Origin of the sequence: Sphingobium sp. CFD-1, from assembly GCF_024611115.1 — a bacterium.
In the GTDB taxonomy this organism is placed as follows: Bacteria; Pseudomonadota; Alphaproteobacteria; order Sphingomonadales; family Sphingomonadaceae; genus Sphingobium; species Sphingobium baderi_A.
The window spans coordinates 2,058,389-2,082,891 of record NZ_CP084398.1 but is presented as its reverse complement, the minus strand read 5'-3'; the positions used below and the strand labels follow the sequence as shown (position 1 = coordinate 2,082,891).

The window sequence follows — 24,503 nt, the reverse complement described above, 5'->3', positions numbered from 1 at the left end:
GGGCCGCCAAAGGGAAGTTTTGACGAAGGATTTGCAGTAATGGCGACCGTCGAGAAGATGCCGATGCTTCAGATGGGCTATGACAAGCTCACGGCGCAGCTTCGCGAACTGAAGGCTGAGCGGCCGCTGATCGTGGAGGCGATCGAAGTCGCGCGCGCGCATGGCGACCTGTCGGAAAATGCCGAATATCATGCGGCGAAGGAACGGCAGGGCCAAGTCGAAGCCACCATCGCCGATCTGGAGGACAAACTCTCCCGCGCGCAGGTTATCGACCCGAAAACGCTGTCTGGCGACAGGGTGATCTTCGGCGCGACAGTTACGCTGCTCGACGAGGATGACAAGCCCGTCAAATATCAGATCGTGGGCCAGGCCGAGGCAGACGCCAGGATTGGCATGATAAGTTATAATAGCCCGCTGGGCCGGGCGCTGATCGGTCGTGAGGTTGGCGATGAAGTGGAGGTGTCTGTCCCGTCGGGCGACAAATTCTACCTTGTCGACAAAATCGCGTTCCTCTGATCTCGTGAAACCGCCGATCGGTCGCATGACCAATGGGATCGCGGCGATCACTTTCGCCGCGTTCCTGCTGCTGTATCTGACGGGACAGGTAGACAATGCCGCCATCATGGGCGGGTTTATTCCTGCCCGGATCGGCGATTCCCATCTTCTCGACGGCATATGGGCCGTGCCTGCGTGGCTGACGCCGCTTAGTTGCACGTTGATCCATGCGGGCTGGCTGCATATCGGCTTCAACCTGCTGATGCTGGTCTTTTGCGGGCGGCAGGTGGAGCATGTGCTGGACCGCTGGGGGACACTGATCCTCTATGTCGCGGGCGCTTATGGCGCCACGTTGGTGCAATGGGCGGTCGATCCCGGCACCACGAATCCGATGGTGGGTGCAAGCGGCGCGATTTCCGCGGTCGTCGCCACTTATTCGCTGCTTTACAGCCAGCAGAATGTGCGGCGGATCGGTCCGTTTTCGGCCAATATGGTGCGGGTGTTGTGGCTGGCGGCGGGCTGGATCGCGATTCAGTTGATGATCGGTATCGCGACGGCTGGCGGCATGGGCGATCTGGGCCAGATCGCGGTGGCAGCCCATATTGGTGGTTTTCTGGTGGGGCTGGCGCTGACGCGGCCTTTGTTGCGGTGGCGCTTCAGGAAGCGGCATCAGCTGGTGAATTGAGCGAGGCGTTAGCTGCGGTTTTGTGACGGCAGTTTCGGCCAATTTTCGCCATTTACGTCCGAGCCCCGCTATATCCAAAGCTGACCAAAGGTCGTGAGATATGATTTAAATCGGAACCAGCACTCGAAATAGTGATGCGTCCTAGCACGCAGATTTGGATTGCAGTCCTCTTATGCGTGTCGGTTGGTGGCAGTTCTGTTGCCTCTTCATATATGACATACAAGTTTACGCGGCAGAGCCGTGGCGTGGCTACCTTGATGGGGCGATTTGTCGCCCTGTTCGCAACAGGGAGCTATTTCGCGCGGAGCCGGGAGCAGCCTTTGTAATGACGCTAGCGGCATTTCTCAGGCTTGTAGTCGGTTCGCTGATTTTCATCGCTGCAACGCGAACGGTAGATAGTTGAACCGCAAAGTGTGGGTAGCGACGGTTTTAGCATAATCGCTCGTCACAAGCGGGCAGTCCCTAACTATCCACTATGCCTTTGGTGGCCTGATGCTTTTACCCGAGCGCCTACGTGGATTTGGGCAGTTCCGGTTCCAGCAGACGGTGCAGGTGCACGATCACATAGCGCATTTCCGCATCGTCCACGGTGCGTTGCGCCGCGCCGCGCCATGCGCTTTCGGCGCTGGCATAGTCGGGGTAGACGCCGACGATGTCGATGGCGCCCAGATCCTCGAACTCAAGCGTCTGGGGATTCTTGACGCGACCGCCCATCACGAGATGCAGCTTGCTCATGACCTTCCCTTCCTGGATTTGGCTCCTCATGGATTTGGGCGGGCTTAGCAGCGCTCTCCTGCGCCTCCAAGGGAAAGTGGGCGGTCGGTGCGTGCATTCACGGCCGGTGCGATTACCTTTTGGGCAATCGCGATTTGAGGGCGTCGCTGAACGCGTCGGCCTTGGTCGCGACGAGGGCGATCATCTCATCGGCGAGGCGCGATGCCTTGCCGGGCAAATCTGCGGCTGAAGCGCTTGCGCGGGCGTGGGCCGCAAATTCGGCCGCGTTGTCCCGGGCGGTCTGAAGTGCTTCGCTGGCGGTTTCCTTCACGGCGTGGAACGCTTCCTCCGCGCTGTCCTTTGCGGAGAGGAGGGCGCTGGTTGCGTTACCTTTTGCGATATCGACATTTTCCGTGGTGGAAGCGCGGGCGGCCGCCGCCGCTTCCAGCACGCGTCCTCCCGCCGTGATCGCCAGGCCGGGAAGTGCCTTCATCACCTTGCGGCTTTTGGGGAACATCCAGGCAACGACCGCGCCGACGGCAACGGCGCCCGCGACAGCGGTCACGGGATGTTCCTGAATGATTTCATTGGCGCGCGTGGCGGCCTTTTGCGTGCGATCGCGGGCGTCGGCATAGGCGGCGCTCGCTCGTTCACGCGATGTGACATAGGCTTCGTTGGCATTGTCGCGCGTGTCACGCAGCCGCTCCGTCGCGCTTTCGGCCATATCGTTCGCCGCTTCGCGAGCACGGGTAAGTTGAGCGCGGATATCAGCCATCTTCATTCTCCGGATTGCGATTTTTAAAACGAACGTGCAGGCGGCGGAAAAGTGCCGCCAACGGACGCCGGGCGAGATAGAGAAGGAAGGCAGTCAGCCCCGCTCCTGCGGCGACCGGATGCTGCCCCACTTTGGCCGCCCCATCCATCGCGACCGAAACCACCTTGTCCTTGGCATCCTGCTTCAGACGAGCTGGCGCGACACGCGCTTTCGCGGCACCGGCGGAAAGCAGGAACTGAGCCTTCTTTTCTTCGGCTTGCTGGATGGCCTCACGATAGGCTGCTTCGCGGCTCATGGCTTCATCGCCCTTTTCATGCGTCCGATCCGCGCCTTGGCCAGCAACAGCAAGAGCAGGATGACCAGCAGCGTTCCGCCCAGAACCGCGCCGGTCGCGCCCAGCGGCCCAAGCGCGGGCGCAAGGCCGAAAATCAGCCCTACCAGCGAGGCGACCACAACGCCGAACAACAGCATCAGGGCGACGGCGCCCAATATGGCAGCATCGCGCGCGCCCGCGGCAGCTATGCCCGCGCGCAGCTTCTGCCGTTCGATCTCCGCCTCCGCATAGGCGCGGCCATCGGCGTAAAGGCGCGCAATGCTATCGCGGACAGACTCGTCCTGCCCATCGGTCTGCGGCGTTTCCACCGTTTCCGCCGGTTCCTGGGTCAATGGTTTCTCCGCCCTCTTTGGCGCCCCTTCTGGTCAGGGCCTTTAGTGTGTGCCATGCCTTTTCAGGCGTCGTCGGACGATCCCTTGGCGAGACGCATCAATACGAAGCCGACCACCGCAGCCGCGCCGATGGCCACGGCCGGGCTTTTTCGCACGAAATCGCGCGCTTCGCTCATGAGCTGATCTACATCCTTGCTGTCGAGCGAATTGGCGGTGTTGGCGACCGATTCGGCTGCGTGGCGGGCATAATCGCCATATTGGGGGCCCAGCTTGGCGTCCACTGTCCCCGCCGTTTCGGAAATCAGCTTGGCAAGTCCCTGCATGGCCGATCCGGTCTGGTCCTTCGCCACGGTGGCGGCGGAGCGGGCGGTCTTGCCCGCCTGTTCCTTGAGCGGATCGATATGGGCCTTCCAGTCGACGGCGTTCAGCTTGTCCTTGGCACCCTTGGCCGCCTTTTCCGCCTGCGCCTTGATAGGGGCGATCTGTGCGCTCCAGCCCTTGGTTCCGGTATCCTTCGTCTTGACGGCGGGCGGCTTGCGCGTGGCGGCCTTCTTGACCGGGGCAGCCTTTACGGGCGCGACGCCGGAAGCGGAAGCCTTGGCCGCTTTCGCCTTCGATGTCTTGGCTGCGGCGGTTTTCGTGCCTGTCTTGGCAGGGGTCTGGGGCGTGTCGGCCATGGTCGATTGTCTCCCTTCACATCAGGTTGTCGGGCAGAGGTCCGGATCACCAAGTGGAAATGCCGTAGCATGCTAATGCTTGGCGGTCGCCTGTAGTTCCGTTGCCGTTACCATTTCGAGCATCGGCATTTTTGCCGCTGTTGCAACCCCCCGCATTGCAAAGAGGACGGGTGCTGGCTAAGCGGAGCGCGAAAAGCCGCCGCACAGCATTTCAGGAGCGACCATGACCGCCATTCTCGACATTCATGCCCGTCAGATTTTGGATAGCCGGGGCAATCCCACCGTCGAAGTCGATGTGATGCTGGAGGATGGCAGCTTCGGCCGCGCGGCCGTGCCTTCGGGAGCTTCGACCGGCGCTTATGAAGCCGTAGAAAAGCGCGATGGCGATGCGTCGAAATATATGGGCAAGGGCGTTCTGGCCGCTGTCGCTGCCGTGAACGACGAGATTGCCGAGCAGATCATCGGCCTCGACGCGGAAGATCAGGCCGAAGTCGACGCGGCGATGATCGCGCTCGACGGCACGGAGAACAAGAGCCGCCTTGGCGCGAACGCGATCCTGGGCGTCAGCCTCGCCACCGCGAAGGCCGCCGCGGACGCGCGGGGCCTGCCGCTCTATCGTTATGTCGGCGGCGTCAATGCCCATGTGCTGCCGGTGCCGATGATGAACATTATCAATGGCGGCGAACATGCCGACAATCCGATCGACTTCCAGGAATTCATGGTGATGCCGGTCGGTGCGGAAAGCATTGCCGACGCGGTGCGGATCGGTTCGGAAATCTTCCATACGCTGAAGAAGGGCCTGCACGATAAGGGGCTGGCGACGGCGGTGGGCGATGAAGGCGGTTTCGCCCCGAACCTGGCCTCCACCCGCGACGCGCTCGACTTCATAATGACGAGCGTGGAGAAGGCGGGCTATACGCCGGGCGACGATGTGGTGCTGGCGCTGGATTGCGCGGCGACCGAGTTCTTCAAGAACGGCAAATATGAGATTTCCGGCGAGGGCCTGTCGCTAAGTCCCACGGAAATGGCCGATTATCTGGCCGCGCTGTGCGCGGACTATCCGATCAAATCGATCGAGGACGGCATGAGCGAGGATGATTTCGAAGGCTGGAAGGCGCTGACCGACAAGATCGGGGGCAAGGTCCAGCTTGTTGGCGACGACCTGTTCGTGACCAATCCCGCGCGACTGTCCATGGGCATTGGCAAGGGGCTGGCCAATTCGCTGCTGGTGAAGGTGAACCAGATCGGCACGCTCACGGAAACGCTGGCGGCCGTCGATATGGCGCATCGCGCGCGTTATACCGCCGTCATGTCGCACCGTTCGGGCGAGACGGAGGACGCGACCATCGCCGATCTGGCCGTCGCGACCAATTGCGGGCAGATCAAGACCGGCTCGCTGGCCCGTTCCGACCGGCTCGCCAAATATAACCAGCTGATCCGTATCGAGGAAGAGCTGGGCGATGTGGCCGTGTTTGCAGGCCGTTCCATCTTCCGCTGAATCTATATTCCGACGGTTGGCCGCAAGCTCGGCGTTTTTTGCTTGCGGCCTGCCCTTTCCTGTGATTCATCAGTGCTATGGCGCATATCGCGAAGCTTCGTCTCCTGCTCTTTTCGGCTTTCGGTCCGGCGATCGCGGTGCTGTTGCTCATCCTGTTCGCGGGTTATGTCGTGCTGGGTTCCAACGGCGTGCTGGCATGGGGCGATTACACTCGTCAGTTGCGCGATGCGCGCACCGAACTGAAGAAGGTGGAAACGCATCGGCAGGAATTGCGGAATCGGGTCGACCTGCTCGATCCGCGCCGAGTTGACCCGGACCTCAGCGATGAATTGATCCGCCGCCAGCTTGGCGTCATCCATCACGATGAAGTGGTCGTTCCGCTGAACTGAACGGCGGTTCAAAGCATGGCTTGCGGCGTTGCAATCCGCCGCTTTCTGCCGCTATATCGGCATTCCTTTCATATACCCACGCAAAAGGATATAAGCCTTGGCGAAACCAACCATGCCGCGTCCTTCCCGCGCCAGAGCGAAGAAAGCGGAAACCCCAGCCGGGGCGGATCATAACCGGCTGCGTCCGCAAGAGCCTGTTGATTATAAGGCGAGTAAGGAAGAACTGCTGGAATTCTATCGCCAGATGGTGCTGATCCGCCGGTTCGAGGAGAAGGCGGGACAGCTTTACGGCCTGGGGTTCATCGGCGGTTTCTGTCACCTCTATATCGGCCAGGAAGCGGTTGCGGTGGGCATCCAGTCGGCGCTGGAGCCGGGCAAGGACAGCGTTATCACCGGCTATCGCGATCATGGCCACATGCTCGCCTATGGCATCGATCCCAAGCTCATCATGGCGGAACTGACGGGCCGGGAGGCCGGCATTTCCAAGGGCAAGGGCGGATCGATGCACATGTTCAGCGTCGATCACAAATTCTATGGCGGGCACGGCATCGTGGGCGCGCAGGTGTCGCTGGGCGCGGGGCTGGGCTTCGCGCATAAATATAATGGCGATGGCGGTGTGTGCGTCGCCTATTTCGGCGATGGCGCGGCCAACCAGGGTCAGGTTTATGAAAGCTTCAACATGGCCGAGCTGTGGAAGCTGCCGATCATCTTCGTGATCGAGAATAACCAATATGCCATGGGCACCAGCGTCAACCGCTCGTCGGCCGAGGATCAGTTGTATCGCCGTGGCGAGAGCTTCCGCATTCCGGGGCTTCAGGTAAACGGCATGGACGTGCTTGCGGTGCGCGGCGCGACCGAAGATGCGCTAAAATGGGTGAAGGATGGCAATGGGCCGATCCTGCTTGAGATGAAGACCTATCGCTATCGCGGCCATTCCATGTCCGATCCCGCCAAATATCGCTCGCGCGAGGAAGTGCAGGAGGTGCGGGAGAAGTCAGACCCCATCGAAGGCGCGAAGAAGCATCTGGAAGCCGCCGGTATCAGCGAGGAGGAACTCAAGAAGATCGATCAGGACATCCGCAAGATCGTCAGCGACGCAGCGGATTTCGCGGAAAGCTCGCCCGAACCTGAACTGAGCGAACTCTATACCGACGTGCTGGTGGAGCAATATTAATGGGTATCGAAATCAAGATGCCGGCGCTGTCGCCGACCATGGAGGAAGGCACGCTGGCCAAGTGGCTGGTGAAGGAAGGCGATGAGGTGCGGTCCGGCGACATATTGGCCGAGATTGAGACCGACAAGGCGACGATGGAATTCGAAGCAGTCGATGAAGGCAAGATTGGCAAGATTGTCGTGGCCGAAGGGACCGAAGGGGTGAAGGTCGGAACCGTCATCGCCGAAATGGCGGGCGAGGGCGGCGAAGGCGCAAAAGCCGCGCCCAAGGCGGAGGAGAGCGCGCCGCCTGCCAAATCCGATGCCGCGCCTGAAGCGCCGAAGAAGGCGGAAAGCGGCACAACCAAACTGGCCACGCAGGCGCAGGCGACCATTGCCGACCCGGACCTGCCCGAAGGCACTGAATATGTGAAGACGACGGTGCGCGAGGCGCTGCGCGACGCGATGGCGGAGGAAATGCGCGCGGACGAGCGCGTCTTCGTGATGGGCGAGGAAGTCGCCGAATATCAGGGCGCCTACAAGGTGACGCAGGGCCTACTCGAGGAGTTCGGCGATAGGCGGGTCATCGACACGCCGATCACCGAATATGGCTTTGCCGGTATCGGTGCGGGTGCGGCCATGGGCGGGCTCAAGCCTATCGTCGAGTTCATGACGTTCAACTTCGCCATGCAGGCCATCGACCACATCATCAACTCGGCGGCCAAGACCAATTACATGTCCGGCGGCCAGATGCGTTGTCCGATCGTGTTCCGCGGTCCCAATGGCGCGGCGAGCCGCGTGGCGGCGCAGCACAGCCAGAATTATGGACCATGGTATGCGGCGGTGCCGGGCCTGATCGTGATCGCGCCCTATGATGCGGCGGATGCCAAGGGATTGCTCAAGGCGGCGATCCGGTCGGACGATCCGGTCGTGTTCCTGGAAAACGAGCTGGTCTATGGTCGCAGCTTCGACGTGCCCAAGGTGGATGATTATGTTCTGCCCATCGGCAAGGCGCGGATCATGCGGCCGGGCAAGGATGTGACGCTGGTCAGTTATTCCATCGGCGTCGGCCTGGCGCTGGAAGCGGCTGAGACGCTGGCAGGCGAGGGTGTCGAGGCGGAAGTCATCGATCTGCGGACCCTGCGCCCGCTCGACACCGCGACGGTGCTTGCGAGCCTCAAGAAGACGAATCGCCTGGTAGTGGTCGAGGAAGGCTGGCCGGTCTGTTCGATCTCCTCGGAGATTGCCGCTGTGGTGATGGAGCAGGGCTTTGATGACCTCGACGCCCCGGTGCTGCGTGTCACCAATGAGGATGTGCCGCTCCCCTATGCCGCCAACCTCGAAAAAGCCGCGCTGATCGACGCCGGACGCGTGGTCGAGGCGGTGAAGAAGGTATGCTATAGGAAGTAGAGCGACTAAAATCCCACCCCTCCCTTTCAAGGGAGGGGTGATTTGGCTGGGACATTAGGTGGCGCTATATTGCGTGCAGAGTGATCGCGATGCGTTTTCGGCATTGTAAATCCCGCTAGTCCCGCCTGCATAATCTCTATTGTCGCGCACGGTGAGCGCAGCGACATCCTTTATCGTGGGATTTATGCCGGGCAGAAAATCCAGGCTGATGAGCGGCTGATATGTATAATCTATCTCCACGAACATCACCGCGCCGTTCGATGGGGACGTGATGCGCTGACCATTGGCAGTGATGTCATCCATGTCGCCACTGGCTGGAAGGGCGGGATTGGTGGTGTTGGTGGCCGTATAGTAGCTGGACGTAACTGCCTTCACTCCTCGACAACGCTGCCATTTGACGACGAATTTGTCGGGAGTGCTCGAAGGCTGCAGACTGGCGAGGATGACTCGGCCGTTCTGGAACAGGTCGAGGCGTCCTGATTGCAGGCCGGCGCCAGTCAATAGGCCGTTGATCTGCGTTTCACTGATCGTCTTGGCGTTCATGGTGCCCGATCCGATGCGTGAAGCATTGTCCGCCACCATCAGCGCAAGTTGGCTTATCCGCATCTTTGTCGTCGTGTAATTGGCGAGTTCCGTTCCTGCCATGGTTATGGTGACGACAAAGGGCAGGCACATCGCAAATTCAACCATCGCTACGCCGCCTGCATCCCTCCGCAGAGCGTGCAGCTGTTGTGCGATCCGTCCGACTCTATGCCGCAGGCGCATTGCGATCATGGGCAATTCCTTGTCGTGACGGCTTTCTGTTCACCATAGGGCTGGTTCACCAATAGGGTGCTGGCGTTCATAGTGACATTGATGGGCAGCCCCGCCAGCTTCGCCATGGGAAAGAGGCGCGGATAGGAGACGTTGGCGGAAAGCAGCACCGCATCCTTCGCTCCGCCCGAATTGTTCTGGCCATTGTCGATATCCCATGAACCGCTGTTGTTGAGGTCGTCATAGGGCTCGCCCGCGTCGCAGGTGCCGCTGCCGTTCGTGTCGGTGAACGGTTCCTTGGTCCGGTTGGCGGCCCTTGCGTAGTCACGGAAGGAGGTTCGTGTGATCTGCACGGTCGCATTATTGGCGAGTTTCAGTACCTGCTGCTCGATGTCGTCATCGATCAACTGGCGGCGGGTGGCCTCCGAGGCGCTTTCAAGCGTGCTGTCACGAGCGGCCTTTTGCAGCGCACCCTGCAACACGCTTTGCATGTAGAGCGAATGGCCAAGGTCCATCGCGCCCATCAGCAGCAAGCAGAATACTGGCGCGATCAGTCCGAATTCCACGATGGTCACGCCCGCATGATGGGCGCGCAGGTGATGAAGAGCGTGCCTCATTGCGTTAGCCTCAGTTGGGAGATGTTATCGGCGATGTCCTTGAAATTATTGATGAGGGTCGTGGAGTTGGCGGCCGTAAAGGCATGTTGGGCGTCGGAAGCACAGTTTTGCAGCCGAGCAGCAGTGTCCTTGACAGGCTGTGAGGAACTGTTCGTGACCGTTACGCCGAAATAAATGGTCCAAACGGTGAAGCCCTTGTTTTTGGCCGCACTGCACAGAGCGGTGAAGCGGGCATTTACCTGCGCGTCGGTGTCGGGATCCGTCGGCGCGATAGTTTCGCTGGTTTGCCGTCGGTCCAACTTATGGATGCCATAAGCCGTGGGTTCCTCGACGCCGCTGTTCGTTTCGCCATCCGTCATGAAGATGATGTGCCGTTCGATCTGTCCGCCCGTGGGTGTCGCGGCGTTTTCGCTTCTGAAGATGCCGGTAGGCGATGCGAGTCGGGCGCCCCAGAGCATCCCAATGTCATGATAGGTCGTGCCGGAGGGCGTTAACGAATTGACATAGGCTTGGAACGAAGAAGCCGACGCCCAGACTTGCAACTTCTTTGCTTCCGTCGGGCAGGTGGCGCTCATGCTGCTGGAGGCATTGGTCGATTCGAGGTTTTCATACGTGTTTCGGTTAAACTGCGCGCCGGGGAGCAGAGGGCCCCATTGCGTGTCTCTGTCCGAAGTGCTCGGTACCATGTCGATATCCAGGTCGTAGGCGCCGGAGGGAATGGGATAATAGGAGGTTGCGCGAACGGTTTTCCGTTCCTCGATGCAGCCATTCCATGCGATGGACCTGTTTGCGCCTCCTGTCCCGACGGGCAGGGTTATGCTGCCGTTCCACTGGCTGTTGTCTGTTCCACCCGCCTTCAGGCTGGCGACAGGGAAGCTGACTGGCTGATAGGTATAGATATAGCGTGGCGTTTTGGTTGTCGTGTCGACCTTTTGTTCCTTATAAACCGTATAGATTGTTCTGTCATAACTATAGGTTTTTTTGTTCTTGTTGCTGGAGCTTGAGCATTTGTCGTCGTAATCGATGCCATTGCTGATACGCGTTGTAGTAGTTCTTATCGTGACCGTGCCGTCGGTAGCTGTGCTTGAAGATTCGCTGCTAGACGTCGTCTGCAGAAAAGTGTCGGCGGGAATATTGCAGCTGCTTTGGCCGGAAACAGTATCGGATACGACCGTTCCCGAAACCTTGGTCCATGAGCCTTCGCTAGTGCTAGTGTTGTAAGTTGTGCCATTCCAAGCATAGGTGCGCGATTGATAGGTCCAGTTGTCCGCTATCCAGTCATTTTTCAGCAGCTTGCCGACATTCACATTAACGCTGTAGGGCACAAAACCGAAGCGTAACTGGGCTGTCGAACTGTTGCTGCCGGTCGGAGTCGATCCGCAATCGGCATCGGTGTCCTGCTTGGCCAGTGCCTCGTAGAAGCACTTCACTGCTTTCTTGAGGCCGTCGATCTTGGAGAGGCTATCGCTGCTGTTGGCCTTGCTGGCCATTGAACCCGTGACGTCGAGCACGAACATCACGTCGGTATTGGGAATCCGCATTTCCGCTTCGCAGGTCGTGCTCAGCGTTTTGGAGGATATGCCCAGCGCCCGCATGACCGTCATCGGCACGGTCACGGATGCGGTGCCGGTGACTTTCCGATTGCTCTCGACGAAACTGCGCGTGGTGCCGGTGGTGCCATAGGGGTTGGAGCCGAAATTGGCGTCGAACAGCTGGAGCGCGACCGTATCAGGCTTACCGCTGTTCGCCGACCATGCGCCTGCGCCCATTTCCTTTCGGCCCGCCAGCGCCCCGGCGTCGCAGGCCTGTTGCAAACGCGCCTGGGTCAGGTAGAGGCGGCTCATGTCGATGCCGCCGCCGACCAGACCCAGCAATGGAATGACAGCGGCGGCCACGATCATCAGCGCATTGCCAGCCTGATTTCGCAACAGACGCGCCAGAAACCCCTGCTTGAGCGCGCCCCCGCCATGATTGTTCTTGCTCATCGTTTCGCAATCACTCATGCAAACCCACCCCGGATATCATGCCCACTATCCGGGCAATCTGATTAGAACCTGTATGAGATCTGTGGTTAAAGGATCGATAACCTGCATATTTTCTGTAAGGACGGATGAGGCGATGCATGACAGCGAAAAGGGCGTGACGCCGCTGGCGGCGTTGCTCTGCGCCCATGCTGGGGACATGAAAGTACGCCATCATGCATTATGGGCCTTTGATGCGCGGCTTGCACAAATTGCGCGAACCACGACCGAACCTGCCATTGGTCAGATGCGGCTCGTCTGGTGGAACGATGTCATCGCCGACGAGGCAGGGCTAAAGGGCAAGGGCGATCCCGATGTCGATCTGCTGCGTGAAACCGGCGCGATGACGATGCCCGGTCTGTCGGCCATGATCGATGGCTGGGAAGTGGTGGTGGTGGAACCGGAGATCGACCGCGATTTGCTGCGCGTTTATGCGGAGGGCAGGGGCGGTGGACTGTTCCGGGCGTTGGCGGGCGTGAAGGATAAACCAGAGGGGTTGATCGCTGCCGGGCGATTATGGGCGTTATGGGATCTGGCAGGCCATGTCGGGGACGATGCGCTAAGGGGTGCTGCGATTGCTTTGGCGCGCGAGGAGCGGTTTGATCTGGCCGCGATGAAGGGGCCGCCGACATGGAAGCCTTTGCGGATACTCGCTACCCTCGCGCGGGAGGATGTGATGAAAGGGCGGGGCGCTTCCGCCGGAATATCGCGTGGGCTTGCGTTCAGGCTCTTGCGAATTGCCCTTATCGGCAGATAGCGGGAAGGGGATCAAGGGGGATATGACCAGGTTATTGGCGGGCGGGATGGCGGCGCTGCTGCTGGTGGCGGGCGGGTTGTTCTGGTGGCAGGGGCAAGCAGGGAACGCGCCTTTGCCTCAGGCATTGATCGGCCCGCCACCTCCGCCCGAGGTCGAGGAATTGCCGGAGGGTGATCCTGGCGCTGTAGGAAAAGCGCCGCCTATGCCCGGAGAAGCCAGCCCGCAGAGCCGCGAGCAGAAACGCTTCGCCCGCTATGACCGCAACCGCGATGGCGTCATCACACGCATCGAGATGATGGGCAGTCGGGTGAAGGCGTTCAAGGCGCTGGACAAGGATGGCGACAATCTGTTGTCCTTCGAGGAATGGGCCGTGGCGACTTCGGATCGTTTCGGCGCCGCGGACGCAGACAAGGACGGCAAGCTGACACCTGCCGAGTTCGCCGCGACCGCGCCTAAGCGATCACCCAAACCCAAATGCAAGTGCTGATGGTTCAGGCGGGTTGAAGCTCTGCGTTCAGCCACTGGCCGAGCGAGGCGCGGGCGCGCGCGGTCATGGCTTCCTTGCGCTGTTTCTTTTTCACATCTTCCAGCGGCGGGAACAGACCGAAATTGACGTTCATCGGCTGATAGTCCGCCGTTTCGACATTGCCCGTCACATGGCCCAGCAACGCGCCCAAAGCCGTATCGGCGGGTAATGGAGTAAGCGGGCGGCCCAGCAGCTCGGCCACCGCAAACCGTCCGGCAAGCAGGCCGATGGCGCTGCTTTCGACATAGCCTTCGCAGCCGGTCACCTGCCCGGCGAAACGGATATGCCGGGCATTCTTCAGGCGCAGTGTCGCATCCAGCAATTTGGGTGACTGGATGAAGGTGTTGCGGTGCAGGCCACCAAGGCGCGCGAACTCCGCCTTTTCCAGGCCAGGGATGGTGCGGAAAAGGTCGATTTGGGCACCATGTTTGAGCTTGGTTTGGAAGCCCACCATGTTCCAGAGCGTGCCCGATGCATTATCCTGCCGCAGCTGCACCACGGCATAGGGCCAGCGGCCCGTGCGGGGATCGTCGAGGCCCATCGGCTTCATCGGGCCGTGGCGCAGCGTTTCGGGCCCGCGTGAAGCCATCACTTCGATCGGCATGCAGCCTTCGAAATAGGGGGTGTCCTTTTCCCAATCCTTGAAGTCGGCCTTTTCGCCGTCGAGCAATCCCTGGACAAAGGCCTGATACTGCTCCTTGTTCATGGGGCAGTTGATATAGTCTTTCCCCTCGCCGCCGCCGGGGCCGATCTTGTCCCAGCGATTGGCCATCCAGCATTGGCCCATGTCGATGCTGTCGAAATGGACGACCGGCGCGATAGCATCGAAGAAGGCAAGATGATCCATGCCGGCCGCCGCGCCGATGCTGATGGCAAGGCCAGGAGCGGTCAGTGGGCCGGTGGCGACGATGGTCATGCCCTGAACCGGGAGCGTGTCGATCCGTTCGCGCACGATCTCCACATTGGGGTGCTCGGTAAGGGCACGGGTGACACCGCCCGAAAAGATGTCGCGATCCACGGCCAGTGCCGATCCGGCGGGCACTTTGGCAAGGTCCGCCTGCGCCATGATGAGCGAGCTCAGGCGGCGCATCTCCTGATGCAGCAGGCCCACGGCATTCTTGTCCGCATCGTCTGAGCGGAAGCTGTTGGAGCAGACGAGTTCGGCCAGTCCTTCGGTCTGATGCGCCGGAGTCATGTCGCCGGAGCCGCGCATTTCGGACAGACGCACCTTCACGCCTGCCTGCGCCAATTGCCATGCCGCTTCCGATCCGGCGAGACCGCCGCCGATGATGTGAACCTGATGAGTCATGCCGGTCTCAGTGGGCAATTTTTTCCCTTCCTGCAACGATCAAGACGATCAGCCAGATTCCAACGCGGGCTGGGCTGCTACTCCATAATAAGCGTTCTCGTCCAATATGCCCTCGCGCCTTGCGACGATGGTGGCGACCAGCACCTGTCCCGCGACATTGACAGCGGTGCGGCCCATGTCGAGAATCGGATCGATGGCGAGCAGCAGTCCTGCGCCCTTCAGCGGCAGGCCGAGCGTTGACAGGGTGAGCGTCAGCATGACGATGGCGCCCGTGAGTCCCGCTGTGGCGGCCGATCCGATCACGGACACGATGACGATCAGCACATAGTCGATGGCATGCAGCGGAATGCCATAAAAGCCCGCGACGAAAATCGCTGCCAGCGCGGGATAGATTGAGGCGCACCCATCCATCTTGGTGGTGGATGCGAGCGGGATGGCAAAGGCGGCATAGGCTTTTTCGACGCCTATGCGTTCGGTGACGGCTTCGGTCACGGGCAATGTGCCGACCGAGGAGCGGGATACGAAGCCAAGCTGGATCGCTGGCCAAGCCTTTGCAAAGAAGGGTAGGGGTTTAAGCCCGTTGGCGGCGAGCAGCAGCGGATAGATCACCAGCAGTACAAGCGCGAGGCCGAGATAGATGGCGGCGGCGAATGTGCCAAGCTGGGCCAGTGCGTCCCAGCCATAAGTCGCGATGGCCGTGCCGATCAGCGCGGCGGAACCGATCGGCGTCAGGCGGATGATCCAGCCGAGGATCGCGCGCACCACGGCCAACAGGGAACGGACGAAGGTAAGGAAGGGCTCGGCCTTGTCGCCTACCTTCAATGTTGCGAGACCGATGGCGATGGAAATGACCAGCAGTTGCAGGATATTAAAGGAAAGAGTGGTGGTGACGATCCCGTCCGCGCTCTTGCTATCCGCGGCCAAGGCCAGGCTGTTGGTTGGGAGCAGGCCCTTGAGGAAATCGAGCCACCCCCCGCGTGTGCTTGTTTGGCCGATGGGCAGGGTGGCGCCATGCAGACCCGCGCCGGGCTGAATGAGCAGGCCGAGGGCCAGGCTAATGACGACCGCGATCAGGGCAGTAATCGCGAACCAGAGCAGCGTCTGTCCCGCTAGCCGTGCCGCATTGTCGAGCGCCCGCAAATTGGCGATGGAGGCGACGATGGCCGCGAAGACGAGCGGCGGCACTACGGCTTTCAGTAAGGCGACAAAGGCCGACCCGGTGGTCTGAAGCGCCTGCGCCAGTGTATTCAGATCGCCATCCGGCCCCGCGCCGATCTGCCGCGCGACGAGGCCGAGAAAAAGGCCCACGGCCATGCCGGCGAGCACCTGAAAGCCGAAGCTGCGATAGTGGAGCGTCATGCCCGTTATATCGGACATGGTCTCGATGATTACGCGCAAACAATTCTTTCAAGGGCTTCAAAGAGCATTGGCGTCCCTGCTTCACCGTGCCACATGAGTAATACAGGTTGGCAAGGGAGAGAGACATGATGGACAAGGGACGCGTGGGGATCGGCTTGCTGGCACTCACGGGCAGTGTGGCTGCGGCGGCACCTGCCGCCTTGGCTGCGCCGGACATTGCCCTTGCAAAGGCCGTGCTCATGAAATCCGTCGCCTTCCGCACGGTGGAGGGCGCAGGGGAGGTGCCGAAGCTGGCGGCCTATTATGCCTCCGTCCTCAAGGATGCGGGTTTTGCCGACATGGATATAGAGATCACGCCGATCGGCGAAACAGCGACCTTCGCGGCGACATGGCGGGGCACGGACCCGGCGCTGAAGCCGCTGCTGATGATCGGGCATATGGACGTGGTGGCGGCGAACCGGGCGGACTGGACGCGCGATCCTTTCGTGCCGGTCGAGGAAAATGGCTATATTTTCGGGCGGGGTACGGAGGATAATAAATATGACGTCGCCATGATGGTGACCACGCTTGCGGGCCTTAAGAAAGAAGGATGGAAACCGCGCCGGACGATCATCCTGCTGCTGTCGGGAGATGAGGAAACCGATATGCGGACGACGCGGGCGCTGGCGGTGAAATATAAGGACGCCGAACTGCTGCTGAATGGCGATGGCGGCGGCGGATTGCTGGATGAGGAAGGAAAGCCCGTTCTGTATCAATTGCAGGCGGGTGAGAAGACCTATGCGGATTTCCAGATCGGATTCACCGATCCGGGTGGGCATTCCAGCGCGCCGACGCCGGGCAATCCCATCTATCGCATGGCCAAAGCCATTGACCGGATTGCGGCCTACAAATTCGCGCCGATGCGAAACGAACTGACTGAGGCGTCGATGCGGCTATCGGCGGACCGGATCGGCGGCGATATGGGGGCGGCGATGAAGCGCTTTGCCGAGACGGGCGACAAGGACGCGGCGGAGATATTGTCGACGCGGCCGGAATTTGTGGGGCAGGTGCGAACGACATGCGTGGCGACCATGGCGCAGGCGGGCCATGCGCTGAACGCCCTGCCGCAGAGCGCGAAGGTCAGCGTCAATTGCCGCATCTTTCCAGGTGTCGGTGTCGATGCCGTGAAGGCGGAACTGGTGAAGGCTGTCAATGATCCGGGCGCGACCTTTACGACGCTGGGCGATCCGGTGGCGAGCGACGCTTCCCCCCTGCGGGTCGATGTGGTGAAGGCGGTGACAGCGGCGGTCACGGCGCGCGATCCGGGGATACCGGTGATGCCGAGCATGTCGGCGGGCGCGACGGACAGCCTGCATTTCCGGGCGCTGGGCGTACCGAGTTATGGCGTGGGTAGCCTGTTCATGCGGGCGGAGGACGGCTTTGCCCATGGGCTGAACGAGCGCGCGCCGGTGGGCGGGATTCCTTCTGCTCTGCGGCAGTGGGAGAGCGTTTTGAAGGCGCTGGCGAAATGAGAGGCATTCGATTCCATGAACGAAATAGCGAAGGGAAAGCACTTTCCCATCGCTATTTCATTTCGGATCAGTAACGATCAGGCGCCCCCCGCGACGCTGTTGGCGGCGGAGAGGACGGCCTGGACCGATGCGGTCGCGACGTCCGTGTCCGTGCCGATCCCGAAGACCGTGCGACCGTCGGACGTGCGGCATTCGACATAGGCGGCGGCGGCCACGTCCGTCCCCGCGCCGATGGCATGTTCGCTGTAATCGGCGATGTCCAGATCGACACCCAGTTCGTCGCGCAGCGCCGCCAGCACGGACGAAAGCAGGCCGTTGCCGCGCCCGGAAATCGACCGCTCGCCGCCCTGATAGGCGATCTTGCCGGTGAAGATGCGATCGCCCGCCGCGCCGCCTTCATGATAGTCGATCAGCCGATAGGGCTGGTCGCCGGACAGGCGGTAATGATCCTCGAACGCCCCCCATATATCGGCGGCATTGAGTTCGCGGCTGCTTTGGTCGGCCAGAGCCTGCACAACTCGCGAGAAATCCGCCTGCATCCGCTTGGGCAGCTTCAGCCCCTTGTCCTGCTGCAAGACCCAGGCGACGCCGCCCTTGCCGGATTGCGAATTGACGCGGATGACCGCTTCGTAATTGCGGCCCAGATCGGCGGGATCGATGGGCAGATAGGGCACGTCCCAGATTTCGTCGTTGCGAACCTCCTGCGCGGCGAAACCCTTTTTGATCGCATCCTGATGGCTGCCCGAAAAGGCCGTGAAGACCAGTTCGCCGCCATAGGGATGGCGCGGATGGACGGACAGCTGGTTGCAATATTCGACCGTCTGGATGACCTCGTCTATGTCGGAGAAGTCGAGGCCGGGATTGATCCCCTGCGAATACATGTTGAGCGCGACCGTCACGATGTCGCAATTGCCGGTGCGCTCGCCATTGCCGAACATGCAGCCTTCCACGCGATCCGCGCCCGCCATGATGCCCAGTTCGGCCGCCGCGACGCCGGTGCCCCGGTCATTATGCGTGTGCAGCGAGATGACCACGCTGTCGCGCCGCGAAATGTGGCGGCAGAACCATTCGATCTGGTCGGCATAGATGTTGGGCGTTGCCGCTTCGACCGTGGCGGGCAGGTTCAGGATCAGCGGACGGTCCGGCGTCGGCTGGAGAATGTCGATTACGGCCTCGCAGCATTCCAGGCTGAAATCCAGTTCCGCGGTGGAGAAGGTTTCGGGGCTATATTCGAAATACCAGTCGGTATCCGGCTGCCTGGCGGCATTGTCGCGCAGGAGTTTGGCGGCGTGGACCGCGATCGCCTTGATCTCTGGCTGTTCCATGCCAAAGACGATGCGGCGCCATGCGGGCGAAATCGCATTATAGACATGGACGATGGCGCGTTTCGCGCCGCGCAGGGATTCAAAGGTCGTGGCGATCAGATCTTCGCGCGCCTGGGTCAGGACTTGAGGCGTCACATCGTCGGGGATACGGTCGGAACGGACCAGATCCTGAATGAAGTCGAACTCGGTCGCCCCTGCCGAGGGGAAGCCTACTTCGATTTCCTTGACGCCGATCTTCACCAGCAGATCGAAGAAGCGGGTCTTTTTTTCCGCATTCATCGGGTCGATCAGCGACTGATTGCCATCGCGCAGATCGGTCGAGAGCCAGCGCGGCGGCGCGGTGATGATCCGGCTGGGCCACTGGCGGTCGGGCAGGTCGACCTGCGGGAAGGGGCGGTATTTGGCGGAAGGATCGGTCAGCATCATCGGAAAGGCTACTTCTCTGCTACGGGCGTGTGTCTCACATGCCCGATGGAACGACTGTTTGCTTGAAGGTGCCCTTAGGCGTCTTGCCGGCCCATGAAAATGGCGCGCAGCACAAATATCACGCCTAAGGGCGTGTAAGTCGTAGCAGGGGTAGGAGCACGCGCTGCGTCATGAACAGCGCCATAACCCCATTCGGCGGGTTGCGTCCAGTCGTTTCTTGTGCGGCGCCTGTTGCCCTTATTCCCGCCTGCCTGTCTTATAGCTGCCGGAATGTCGCGTCGATGGAGAGATCCACGCGATTGGCGACGAAAGGGCGGCCATAGCTCATGCCGAACTGGCTGCGCTTGACGGCGGCATTGCCGGTAAAGCGCAGCGCGGGCTTCGCGCCGCTCAATATATCGGGATCAAGCCCCATGAAGCGGGTGGCGATGGCGATCGGGCGGGTCTGGCCGTGCATGGTCAGTTCGCCGTGAATCGCCAGCACATTATTGTCGCCGATGGACGCATCGTTCGCAGCGAAACGAACGGTGGGATAGCGATCCATGTCGAAGAAACTCGCGCTCTTCAACATCTGGTCGGTGGAGGCGTCCCCGGTGGTGAGGCGATCGACCGGGAAGCTGATGTCGATATCCGCGTGGCCGGAACGGCGCGGGTGGATGACAACGGTGCCGCCAGGCTCGATAAAATCGCCCTGATAACTGCCAAACAGCGATTTCACCTGGAAATGGACGCGAGTGCGATGGGAGTCGACCGCATAGGTGCCGGGCGGATAGCGGTCCTGATCCAGCCCGGCCGTGGCGGCGGGCGTCGCCGGAACGAGCGGCAGCATGATGAGACATGCCGCCGCCCGCGTCGGGAGCGCCCGCATGGCCGCCTACTGCTTTTCGAAGGCGGCGACGATCTTCAACTCGATCGTATCGCCGACCATGGGGACGCCATAGCTCATGCCGAAATCGCTGCGCTTGACCGCGGTGGTGGCGGTGAAGCCGATATTCTCCTTCTTGGACATCGGATGGATGCCTGCGCCGTAGAAATCGGCATCCAGCGTTACCGGCTTCGTGATGCCCTTGATGGTGAGGTTGCCCGTGATTTCGGCATCATCGCCATCGACCTTCACGCCGGTCGACACGAAGGTCGCCTTGGGGAATTTGGCCGCATCGAAGAAATCCGCTTTCATGAGATGCGCGTCGAGCTCGGTCACACCGGTCTTGAGGTTCGCGACGGGAATATCGACCGAAACCTTTGCGGCGGCAGGATTTTTCGGGTCGAGCGTCAGCGTGCCGGTGGGCTGGGCGATGATCCCCAGATTGTTGCTGAATCCCATATGGTCATAGGCGAAAACGATCTGCGTATGAGTGGGTTCGATCACATAGTTGCCGCCGGTGACCTTTGAGACATCCTTTGTACCGGGCGCGGGGGGCATCTGCTGCGCGACGACAACGGAGCCTCCGGCAAGCGCGACCAGGGCGGCGGCGGGGATCAGATATTTCCGCATTTCGCAAACTCTCCAAAACGTTCAAGGGGCGCAGCCAGAATAGGCCACGTCCCTTGATTGTTCCAGTGCGGAAAGCGGAAACGGATCGTTCCCGCGAACAGATTTAGTTCTTGTCTTTGTCGACCAGCTTGTTCGCGCCGATCCAGGGCATCATGGCGCGGAGCTGTTCGCCGGTCTTTTCGATCGGGTGCTGGGCCTGAAGCTTCCGCTTGGCCTTCATTTCCGGATAACCGGTCTTGATGTCGGTCATGAAGCGCTGAACGAACTTGCCCTGCTGGATGTCGGCGAGGACGCGCTTCATTTCGGCCTTCGTCTCGTCGGTGATGACGCGCGGGCCGGTGTGGTAATCGCCATATTCGGCGGTGTTCGAGATCGAATAGCGCATGTTCGCGATGCCGCCTTCATACATCAGGTCGACGATCAGCTTCACTTCATGAAGGCACTCGAAATAGGCCATTTCCGGCGAGTAGCCCGCTTCGGTCAGGGTTTCGAAACCCGCCATGATGAGGTGCGTCAGGCCGCCACACAGCACCGCCTGCTCACCGAACAGGTCGGTTTCGCACTCTTCCTTGAAATCGGTCTCGATAACGCCCGACCGGCCGCCGCCGACGCCGCTGGCGTATGACAGGGCGATGTCATGGGCGTTGCCGGTCGCGTCCTGGTGGATGGCGATCAGGCAGGGCACGCCGCCGCCGCGCTGATATTCGCTGCGGACGGTGTGGCCGGGGCCCTTGGGCGCGATCATGATGACGTCGACGTCGGGGCGCGGTTCGATCAGGCCGAAATGGACATTGAGGCCGTGCGCGAAGGCGAGCGCCGCGCCGGGCTTCAAGTTCGCGTGGATGTCGGCGGCGTAGATTTCAGCCTGGAACTCGTCGGGGGCGAGGATCATGAGGACGTCGGCCCATGCGGCGGCTTCGGCGTTGGGCAGAACCTTGAAACCCGCGCCTTCGGCCTTCTTGGCGCTGGCGGAACCGGGGCGGAGCGCGATCGCGACTTCCGCGACGCCGCTGTCGCGCAGGTTCTGGGCGTGGGCGTGGCCCTGGCTGCCGTAACCGAGAATGGCTACCTTCTTGCCCTTGATGAGGCCGATGTCCGCGTCGCGATCGTAATAAACCTTCATGTGACGTTCCTTCTTTCTGTCCTTTTGCTCCCTGATGGAGCTGTGATTGCTGTGGTGAGCGGGGTGGCCCTCACCCTCCCATCGCGGTGCGATGGACCCCTCCCTCTCCCGCTCGCGGGAGAGGGGCGATAATGTCAGGCCAACTCCTTGCCGCGCGTCAGGCCGACCACGCCGGTGCGGCCGACTTCCACCAGGCCGATCTGGCGCATCAGGGCGACGAAATTGTCGATCTTGTCCGTCGTGCCCGTGATTTCGAAAATGAAGCTTTCGATGGTCGTGTCGACCACCTTGGCGCGGAACACATCGGCGAGGCGCAGCGCCTCGATCCGCTCCTCGCCCGTGCCCGCAACCTTCACCAGAGCGAGCTCGCGCTCCACGAAGGGACCGGCTTCGGTGAGGTCCGTCACCTTGTGCACCGGCACCAGCCGTTCCAGCTGAGCGATGATCTGGTCGATCACCTTGGGCGGGCCGCCGGTGACGATGGTGATGCGGCTGATCGCATGATCGGTGGTGATGTCCGCCACCGTCAGACTGTCGATATTATAGCCGCGCGCGGTGAACAGCCCGGCGATGCGGGCCAATATGCCCGCCTCGTTCGCGACCGTCAGCGACAGGACGTGCCGCTCGCTCAGTTCTTCCTGGATATGCATCAGATGCCTGTTCCGTTGTCCGGTTCTTCTGTGCGCTCATGGCGCTGTGAGATCATGCCCGCAAAGGCGTAGTGCCATGCTCCATCATCGCGATAGGCGAGGCGGACGGGAAAGCCCGCCACCGCGTCGAACATCCGCGTCAGATGCTCGCCCACATAGCGCGGCCCGGCCAGAAGGCGGCCGATGCGGCGCTCATGGAAATCGAACCCTTCGTCCAGATGCACTTCCCATTCCTCATTGTCCGGATCGATATGATCGATGGTCCAGCCCGTCAGTTCAGCCGTGCCCGCGGATCGTTCGAAATCCCAGGGCTCGCTTACATGGACGCGGAGCTTGAGATGCTGCGTCACACCAGAGCCTTCGCCTCGTCCGACAGGCTGCCCGACACCTGGCTGGGATCGAGCAGCATGTCGGTATGCGCTGCGCCCGACGGGATCATCGGGAAACAGTTGGACAGTTTCGCCACGCGGCAATCCACGATCACCGGGCCGGGCGTGTCGATCATCTGGCGGATGCCCGCCGCCAGTTCCTGCGGCCCTTCGATGCGGATGCCGGTCCAGCCATAGGCTTCGGCCAGCTTCACGAAGTCGGGCAGGCAGTCCGAATAGCTGTTGGAATAACGGCTTTCATAGGTCAGTTCCTGCCACTGGCGGACCATGCCCATATATTCGTTGTTCAGGATGAAGAGCTTGACCGGCGTGCGATACTGGCTGGCGGTGCCCATTTCCTGAATGTTCATCTGAACCGAAGCGTCGCCCGCCACGCAGATGACGAGGCTGTCGGGATTGCCGACCTGCGCGCCGATGGCGGCCGGGAAACCATAGCCCATGGTGCCCAGCCCCCCGGAAGTCAGCCATTTGTTCGGCGCGTCGAAACCGAAATGCTGGGCCGCCCACATCTGATGCTGGCCCACTTCGGTGGTGATGATCACATCCTTGGCCGAGCGCGTCGCCTTGTAGAGTTGCGCGATCGCTTCCTGCGGCATGATCTCTTCGCGGCTTTCGGGATAGGCGAGGCTTTGCTTTTCGCGCCAGCCGTCGATCTGCTTCCACCATGCGGACAGGTCCGCCCTATGATGGCCCCGCGATTTCCAGAGCGCGATCATGTCGGCCATGGCGCTGCCCACGTCGGCGACGATGGGCAGATCAACCTCGACCGTCTTGTTGATCGAGCTGCGGTCGATGTCGATATGAACCTTGCGGCTGTTGGGTGCGAAGGCGTCCAGGCGGCCGGTCACGCGATCGTCGAAGCGCGCGCCGATGCACAGGATCAGGTCCGCCTGATTCATCGCCCAATTGGCTTCATAGGTGCCGTGCATCCCCAGCATTCCGAGCCATTGCGGCGAGGAGGCGGGGAAGGCGCCCAGACCCATCAGCGTCGAAGTGACGGGCGCGCCGGTGATGGCGGCCAGTTCGCGCAGCAGACGGGTGGCTTCGGGACCGGAGTTGATGACGCCGCCGCCGGTGTAGAAGATCGGGCGCTGCGCCGCCGCCAGCATTTCGACTACCGTGTCTATGGCCTTCGCGTCCGCCTTGGTCTGCGGGCGATAGCTGGCATGGGCGATGCCTTCGGGCTTCTTATAAGGCGCGGTCGCGATCTGGACATTTTTGGGAATGTCGATGACGACCGGGCCGGGGCGGCCGGTAGTGGCGATGTGGAACGCTTCATGAATGACGCCGGCCAGCTTGCCGGGGTCTTTCACCAGATAATTATGCTTGGTGCAATGGCGCGTGATGCCGACCGTATCCGCTTCCTGAAAAGCGTCGGTGCCGATCAGCTGCGTGGGAACCTGCCCGGTGATGACGACCATCGGTATGGAATCCATCAGCGCGTCGGTGATGCCGGTGACGGCGTTGGTCGCACCGGGGCCCGAGGTGACGAGCACCACGCCGGGCTTCCCGGTCGAGCGGGCATAGCCTTCCGCCATATGGGTCGCGCCCTGTTCGTGACGGACGAGGACGTGGCGGATCTTCGGATGGTTGAAAAGCGCGTCATAAATGGGCAGCACCGCGCCGCCCGGATAACCGAACACGACTTCGACGCCCAGATCGATCAGGCATTCAACCAAAATGTCCGCGCCGCTCTTTTCGGCCACGATGAAATCCTTCCCTTGCGTGCGAGGCAGCCCTTTGCGCCCGGATGAGCGGAAAGGCAAGGTGGGTGCCTCTAT

Annotated in this window: 26 protein-coding genes; 9 read left to right on the top strand and 17 right to left on the bottom strand. The window is 61.2% G+C overall.

Going from position 1 to position 24,503, the window contains the following annotated elements:
* Window positions 1-39: 39 nt before the first annotated feature.
* Window positions 40-516, top strand: coding sequence for a transcription elongation factor GreA (gene greA / locus LDB26_RS10585; protein WP_062066392.1), 477 nt, complete (start codon window positions 40-42; stop codon window positions 514-516).
* Window positions 517-541: 25 nt separating this feature from the next.
* Complete coding sequence (locus tag LDB26_RS10580; RefSeq protein WP_257538348.1) at window positions 542-1,180, top strand: rhomboid family intramembrane serine protease; 639 nt, start codon at window positions 542-544, stop codon at window positions 1,178-1,180.
* Between the two features lie 510 nt (window positions 1,181-1,690).
* Here the strand turns inward: LDB26_RS10580 and LDB26_RS10575 are convergent.
* The 5 genes from LDB26_RS10575 to LDB26_RS10555 all read right to left on the bottom strand — a co-directional run bounded on the left by LDB26_RS10575 (window position 1,691) and on the right by LDB26_RS10555 (window position 4,012).
* Window positions 1,691-1,915 (bottom strand): DUF4170 domain-containing protein, encoded by a 225-nt coding sequence (locus tag LDB26_RS10575; protein ID WP_062066386.1) that lies wholly within the window; start codon window positions 1,913-1,915, stop codon window positions 1,691-1,693.
* A gap of 112 nt (window positions 1,916-2,027) precedes the next feature.
* Window positions 2,028-2,669 (bottom strand): hypothetical protein, encoded by a 642-nt coding sequence (locus LDB26_RS10570; RefSeq protein ID WP_257538347.1) that lies wholly within the window; start codon window positions 2,667-2,669, stop codon window positions 2,028-2,030.
* Window positions 2,662-2,964 (bottom strand): hypothetical protein, encoded by a 303-nt coding sequence (locus LDB26_RS10565; RefSeq protein ID WP_062066379.1) that lies wholly within the window; start codon window positions 2,962-2,964, stop codon window positions 2,662-2,664. The genes LDB26_RS10570 and LDB26_RS10565 overlap by 8 nt, the downstream gene beginning before the upstream one ends.
* Entirely contained in the window at window positions 2,961-3,335 is a 375-nt protein-coding gene (locus LDB26_RS10560; protein ID WP_062066376.1) for a hypothetical protein, read from the bottom strand. Before LDB26_RS10560 ends, LDB26_RS10565 begins: the two co-directional genes overlap by 4 nt.
* 62 nt (window positions 3,336-3,397) lie before the next feature.
* On the bottom strand, window positions 3,398-4,012 hold the full coding sequence (locus LDB26_RS10555; RefSeq protein WP_062066373.1) for a hypothetical protein: 615 nt from the start codon (window positions 4,010-4,012) through the stop codon (window positions 3,398-3,400).
* Window positions 4,013-4,235: 223 nt separating this feature from the next.
* On the opposite strand from LDB26_RS10555, the gene eno reads away from it, so the two are divergent.
* From eno to LDB26_RS10535, 4 genes are all read left to right on the top strand, one after another.
* On the top strand, window positions 4,236-5,510 hold the full coding sequence (gene eno / locus LDB26_RS10550) for a phosphopyruvate hydratase (protein WP_257538346.1): 1,275 nt from the start codon (window positions 4,236-4,238) through the stop codon (window positions 5,508-5,510).
* Window positions 5,511-5,587: 77 nt separating this feature from the next.
* Window positions 5,588-5,899: a septum formation initiator family protein gene (locus tag LDB26_RS10545; protein ID WP_062066368.1), complete on the top strand. Its 312-nt coding sequence runs from the start codon at window positions 5,588-5,590 to the stop codon at window positions 5,897-5,899.
* Between the two features lie 97 nt (window positions 5,900-5,996).
* Window positions 5,997-7,073 (top strand): pyruvate dehydrogenase (acetyl-transferring) E1 component subunit alpha, encoded by a 1,077-nt coding sequence (pdhA, locus tag LDB26_RS10540; protein WP_257538345.1) that lies wholly within the window; start codon window positions 5,997-5,999, stop codon window positions 7,071-7,073.
* The gene (locus LDB26_RS10535) at window positions 7,073-8,461 is read left to right on the top strand and encodes a pyruvate dehydrogenase complex E1 component subunit beta (protein WP_062066362.1); all 1,389 of its coding nucleotides are present in this window, start codon (window positions 7,073-7,075) and stop codon (window positions 8,459-8,461) included. The genes pdhA and LDB26_RS10535 overlap by 1 nt, the downstream gene beginning before the upstream one ends.
* Window positions 8,462-8,515: 54 nt before the next feature.
* Here the strand turns inward: LDB26_RS10535 and LDB26_RS10530 are convergent, their stop codons facing one another.
* From LDB26_RS10530 to LDB26_RS10520, 3 genes are read right to left on the bottom strand one after another with little or no spacing between them, the layout of a single operon-like run.
* Window positions 8,516-9,235, bottom strand: a complete 720-nt coding sequence (locus LDB26_RS10530; protein WP_257538344.1) for a TadE/TadG family type IV pilus assembly protein — start codon at window positions 9,233-9,235, stop codon at window positions 8,516-8,518.
* The gene (locus tag LDB26_RS10525) at window positions 9,232-9,831 is read right to left on the bottom strand and encodes a TadE family protein (RefSeq protein ID WP_062066355.1); all 600 of its coding nucleotides are present in this window, start codon (window positions 9,829-9,831) and stop codon (window positions 9,232-9,234) included. The genes LDB26_RS10530 and LDB26_RS10525 overlap by 4 nt, the downstream gene beginning before the upstream one ends.
* The gene (locus tag LDB26_RS10520) at window positions 9,828-11,816 is read right to left on the bottom strand and encodes a TadE/TadG family type IV pilus assembly protein (protein WP_062066353.1); all 1,989 of its coding nucleotides are present in this window, start codon (window positions 11,814-11,816) and stop codon (window positions 9,828-9,830) included. The genes LDB26_RS10525 and LDB26_RS10520 overlap by 4 nt, the downstream gene beginning before the upstream one ends.
* Window positions 11,817-11,949: 133 nt before the next feature.
* On the opposite strand from LDB26_RS10520, the gene LDB26_RS10515 reads away from it, so the two are divergent.
* Complete coding sequence (locus LDB26_RS10515) at window positions 11,950-12,609, top strand: hypothetical protein (protein ID WP_062066351.1); 660 nt, start codon at window positions 11,950-11,952, stop codon at window positions 12,607-12,609.
* Window positions 12,610-12,631: 22 nt separating this feature from the next.
* The gene (locus LDB26_RS10510; RefSeq protein WP_062066349.1) at window positions 12,632-13,096 is read left to right on the top strand and encodes an EF-hand domain-containing protein; all 465 of its coding nucleotides are present in this window, start codon (window positions 12,632-12,634) and stop codon (window positions 13,094-13,096) included.
* Between the two features lie 4 nt (window positions 13,097-13,100).
* On the opposite strand, the gene trmFO is transcribed toward LDB26_RS10510, so the two are convergent.
* Both trmFO and LDB26_RS10500 read right to left on the bottom strand, forming a co-directional pair.
* Complete coding sequence (gene trmFO / locus LDB26_RS10505; protein ID WP_257538342.1) at window positions 13,101-14,444, bottom strand: methylenetetrahydrofolate--tRNA-(uracil(54)-C(5))-methyltransferase (FADH(2)-oxidizing) TrmFO; 1,344 nt, start codon at window positions 14,442-14,444, stop codon at window positions 13,101-13,103.
* Between the two features lie 48 nt (window positions 14,445-14,492).
* Window positions 14,493-15,803, bottom strand: a complete 1,311-nt coding sequence (locus LDB26_RS10500) for a dicarboxylate/amino acid:cation symporter (RefSeq protein ID WP_257542068.1) — start codon at window positions 15,801-15,803, stop codon at window positions 14,493-14,495.
* 125 nt (window positions 15,804-15,928) lie between these two features.
* On the opposite strand from LDB26_RS10500, the gene LDB26_RS10495 reads away from it, so the two are divergent.
* A complete protein-coding gene (locus LDB26_RS10495) occupies window positions 15,929-17,314 on the top strand; it encodes a M20/M25/M40 family metallo-hydrolase (RefSeq protein WP_257538341.1) in 1,386 nt (461 codons plus the stop codon).
* A gap of 77 nt (window positions 17,315-17,391) precedes the next feature.
* Here LDB26_RS10495 and leuA read toward each other — a convergent pair whose 3' ends face one another.
* From leuA to LDB26_RS10460, 7 genes are all read right to left on the bottom strand, one after another.
* A complete protein-coding gene (leuA, locus tag LDB26_RS10490) occupies window positions 17,392-19,065 on the bottom strand; it encodes a 2-isopropylmalate synthase (RefSeq protein WP_257538340.1) in 1,674 nt (557 codons plus the stop codon).
* Window positions 19,066-19,321: 256 nt separating this feature from the next.
* The gene (locus LDB26_RS10485) at window positions 19,322-19,933 is read right to left on the bottom strand and encodes a YceI family protein (protein WP_257538339.1); all 612 of its coding nucleotides are present in this window, start codon (window positions 19,931-19,933) and stop codon (window positions 19,322-19,324) included.
* A 6-nt stretch (window positions 19,934-19,939) separates the two neighbouring features.
* Window positions 19,940-20,560: a YceI family protein gene (locus LDB26_RS10480; RefSeq protein WP_062066339.1), complete on the bottom strand. Its 621-nt coding sequence runs from the start codon at window positions 20,558-20,560 to the stop codon at window positions 19,940-19,942.
* Window positions 20,561-20,663: 103 nt separating this feature from the next.
* A complete protein-coding gene (gene ilvC / locus LDB26_RS10475; protein ID WP_257538338.1) occupies window positions 20,664-21,683 on the bottom strand; it encodes a ketol-acid reductoisomerase in 1,020 nt (339 codons plus the stop codon).
* Between the two features lie 134 nt (window positions 21,684-21,817).
* Window positions 21,818-22,333 (bottom strand): acetolactate synthase small subunit, encoded by a 516-nt coding sequence (ilvN, locus tag LDB26_RS10470; protein WP_257538337.1) that lies wholly within the window; start codon window positions 22,331-22,333, stop codon window positions 21,818-21,820.
* Window positions 22,333-22,683 carry a hypothetical protein gene (locus tag LDB26_RS10465; protein ID WP_062066328.1) on the bottom strand — a complete coding sequence of 117 codons (351 nt, stop codon included), beginning with the start codon at window positions 22,681-22,683 and terminating at the stop codon, window positions 22,333-22,335. The genes ilvN and LDB26_RS10465 overlap by 1 nt, the downstream gene beginning before the upstream one ends.
* Window positions 22,680-24,428, bottom strand: coding sequence for an acetolactate synthase 3 large subunit (locus LDB26_RS10460; RefSeq protein ID WP_257538336.1), 1,749 nt, complete (start codon window positions 24,426-24,428; stop codon window positions 22,680-22,682). The genes LDB26_RS10465 and LDB26_RS10460 overlap by 4 nt, the downstream gene beginning before the upstream one ends.
* Window positions 24,429-24,503: the final 75 nt, after the last annotated feature.

Coding starts and splice junctions, on each gene's coding strand:
- greA (WP_062066392.1), top strand. CDS start 40: ATGGCGACCGTCGAGAAGATGCCGATGCTTCAGATGGGCTATGACAAG.
- LDB26_RS10580 (WP_257538348.1), top strand. CDS start 542: ATGACCAATGGGATCGCGGCGATCACTTTCGCCGCGTTCCTGCTGCTG.
- LDB26_RS10575 (WP_062066386.1), bottom strand. CDS start 1,915: ATGAGCAAGCTGCATCTCGTGATGGGCGGTCGCGTCAAGAATCCCCAG.
- LDB26_RS10570 (WP_257538347.1), bottom strand. CDS start 2,669: ATGGCTGATATCCGCGCTCAACTTACCCGTGCTCGCGAAGCGGCGAAC.
- LDB26_RS10565 (WP_062066379.1), bottom strand. CDS start 2,964: ATGAGCCGCGAAGCAGCCTATCGTGAGGCCATCCAGCAAGCCGAAGAA.
- LDB26_RS10555 (WP_062066373.1), bottom strand. CDS start 4,012: ATGGCCGACACGCCCCAGACCCCTGCCAAGACAGGCACGAAAACCGCC.
- eno (WP_257538346.1), top strand. CDS start 4,236: ATGACCGCCATTCTCGACATTCATGCCCGTCAGATTTTGGATAGCCGG.
- LDB26_RS10545 (WP_062066368.1), top strand. CDS start 5,588: ATGGCGCATATCGCGAAGCTTCGTCTCCTGCTCTTTTCGGCTTTCGGT.
- LDB26_RS10535 (WP_062066362.1), top strand. CDS start 7,073: ATGGGTATCGAAATCAAGATGCCGGCGCTGTCGCCGACCATGGAGGAA.
- LDB26_RS10530 (WP_257538344.1), bottom strand. CDS start 9,235: ATGATCGCAATGCGCCTGCGGCATAGAGTCGGACGGATCGCACAACAG.
- LDB26_RS10525 (WP_062066355.1), bottom strand. CDS start 9,831: ATGAGGCACGCTCTTCATCACCTGCGCGCCCATCATGCGGGCGTGACC.
- LDB26_RS10520 (WP_062066353.1), bottom strand. CDS start 11,816: ATGAGCAAGAACAATCATGGCGGGGGCGCGCTCAAGCAGGGGTTTCTG.
- LDB26_RS10515 (WP_062066351.1), top strand. CDS start 11,950: ATGCATGACAGCGAAAAGGGCGTGACGCCGCTGGCGGCGTTGCTCTGC.
- LDB26_RS10510 (WP_062066349.1), top strand. CDS start 12,632: ATGACCAGGTTATTGGCGGGCGGGATGGCGGCGCTGCTGCTGGTGGCG.
- trmFO (WP_257538342.1), bottom strand. CDS start 14,444: ATGACTCATCAGGTTCACATCATCGGCGGCGGTCTCGCCGGATCGGAA.
- LDB26_RS10500 (WP_257542068.1), bottom strand. CDS start 15,803: ATGACGCTCCACTATCGCAGCTTCGGCTTTCAGGTGCTCGCCGGCATG.
- LDB26_RS10495 (WP_257538341.1), top strand. CDS start 15,929: ATGATGGACAAGGGACGCGTGGGGATCGGCTTGCTGGCACTCACGGGC.
- leuA (WP_257538340.1), bottom strand. CDS start 19,065: ATGATGCTGACCGATCCTTCCGCCAAATACCGCCCCTTCCCGCAGGTC.
- LDB26_RS10485 (WP_257538339.1), bottom strand. CDS start 19,933: ATGCGGGCGCTCCCGACGCGGGCGGCGGCATGTCTCATCATGCTGCCG.
- LDB26_RS10480 (WP_062066339.1), bottom strand. CDS start 20,560: ATGCGGAAATATCTGATCCCCGCCGCCGCCCTGGTCGCGCTTGCCGGA.
- ilvC (WP_257538338.1), bottom strand. CDS start 21,683: ATGAAGGTTTATTACGATCGCGACGCGGACATCGGCCTCATCAAGGGC.
- ilvN (WP_257538337.1), bottom strand. CDS start 22,333: ATGCATATCCAGGAAGAACTGAGCGAGCGGCACGTCCTGTCGCTGACG.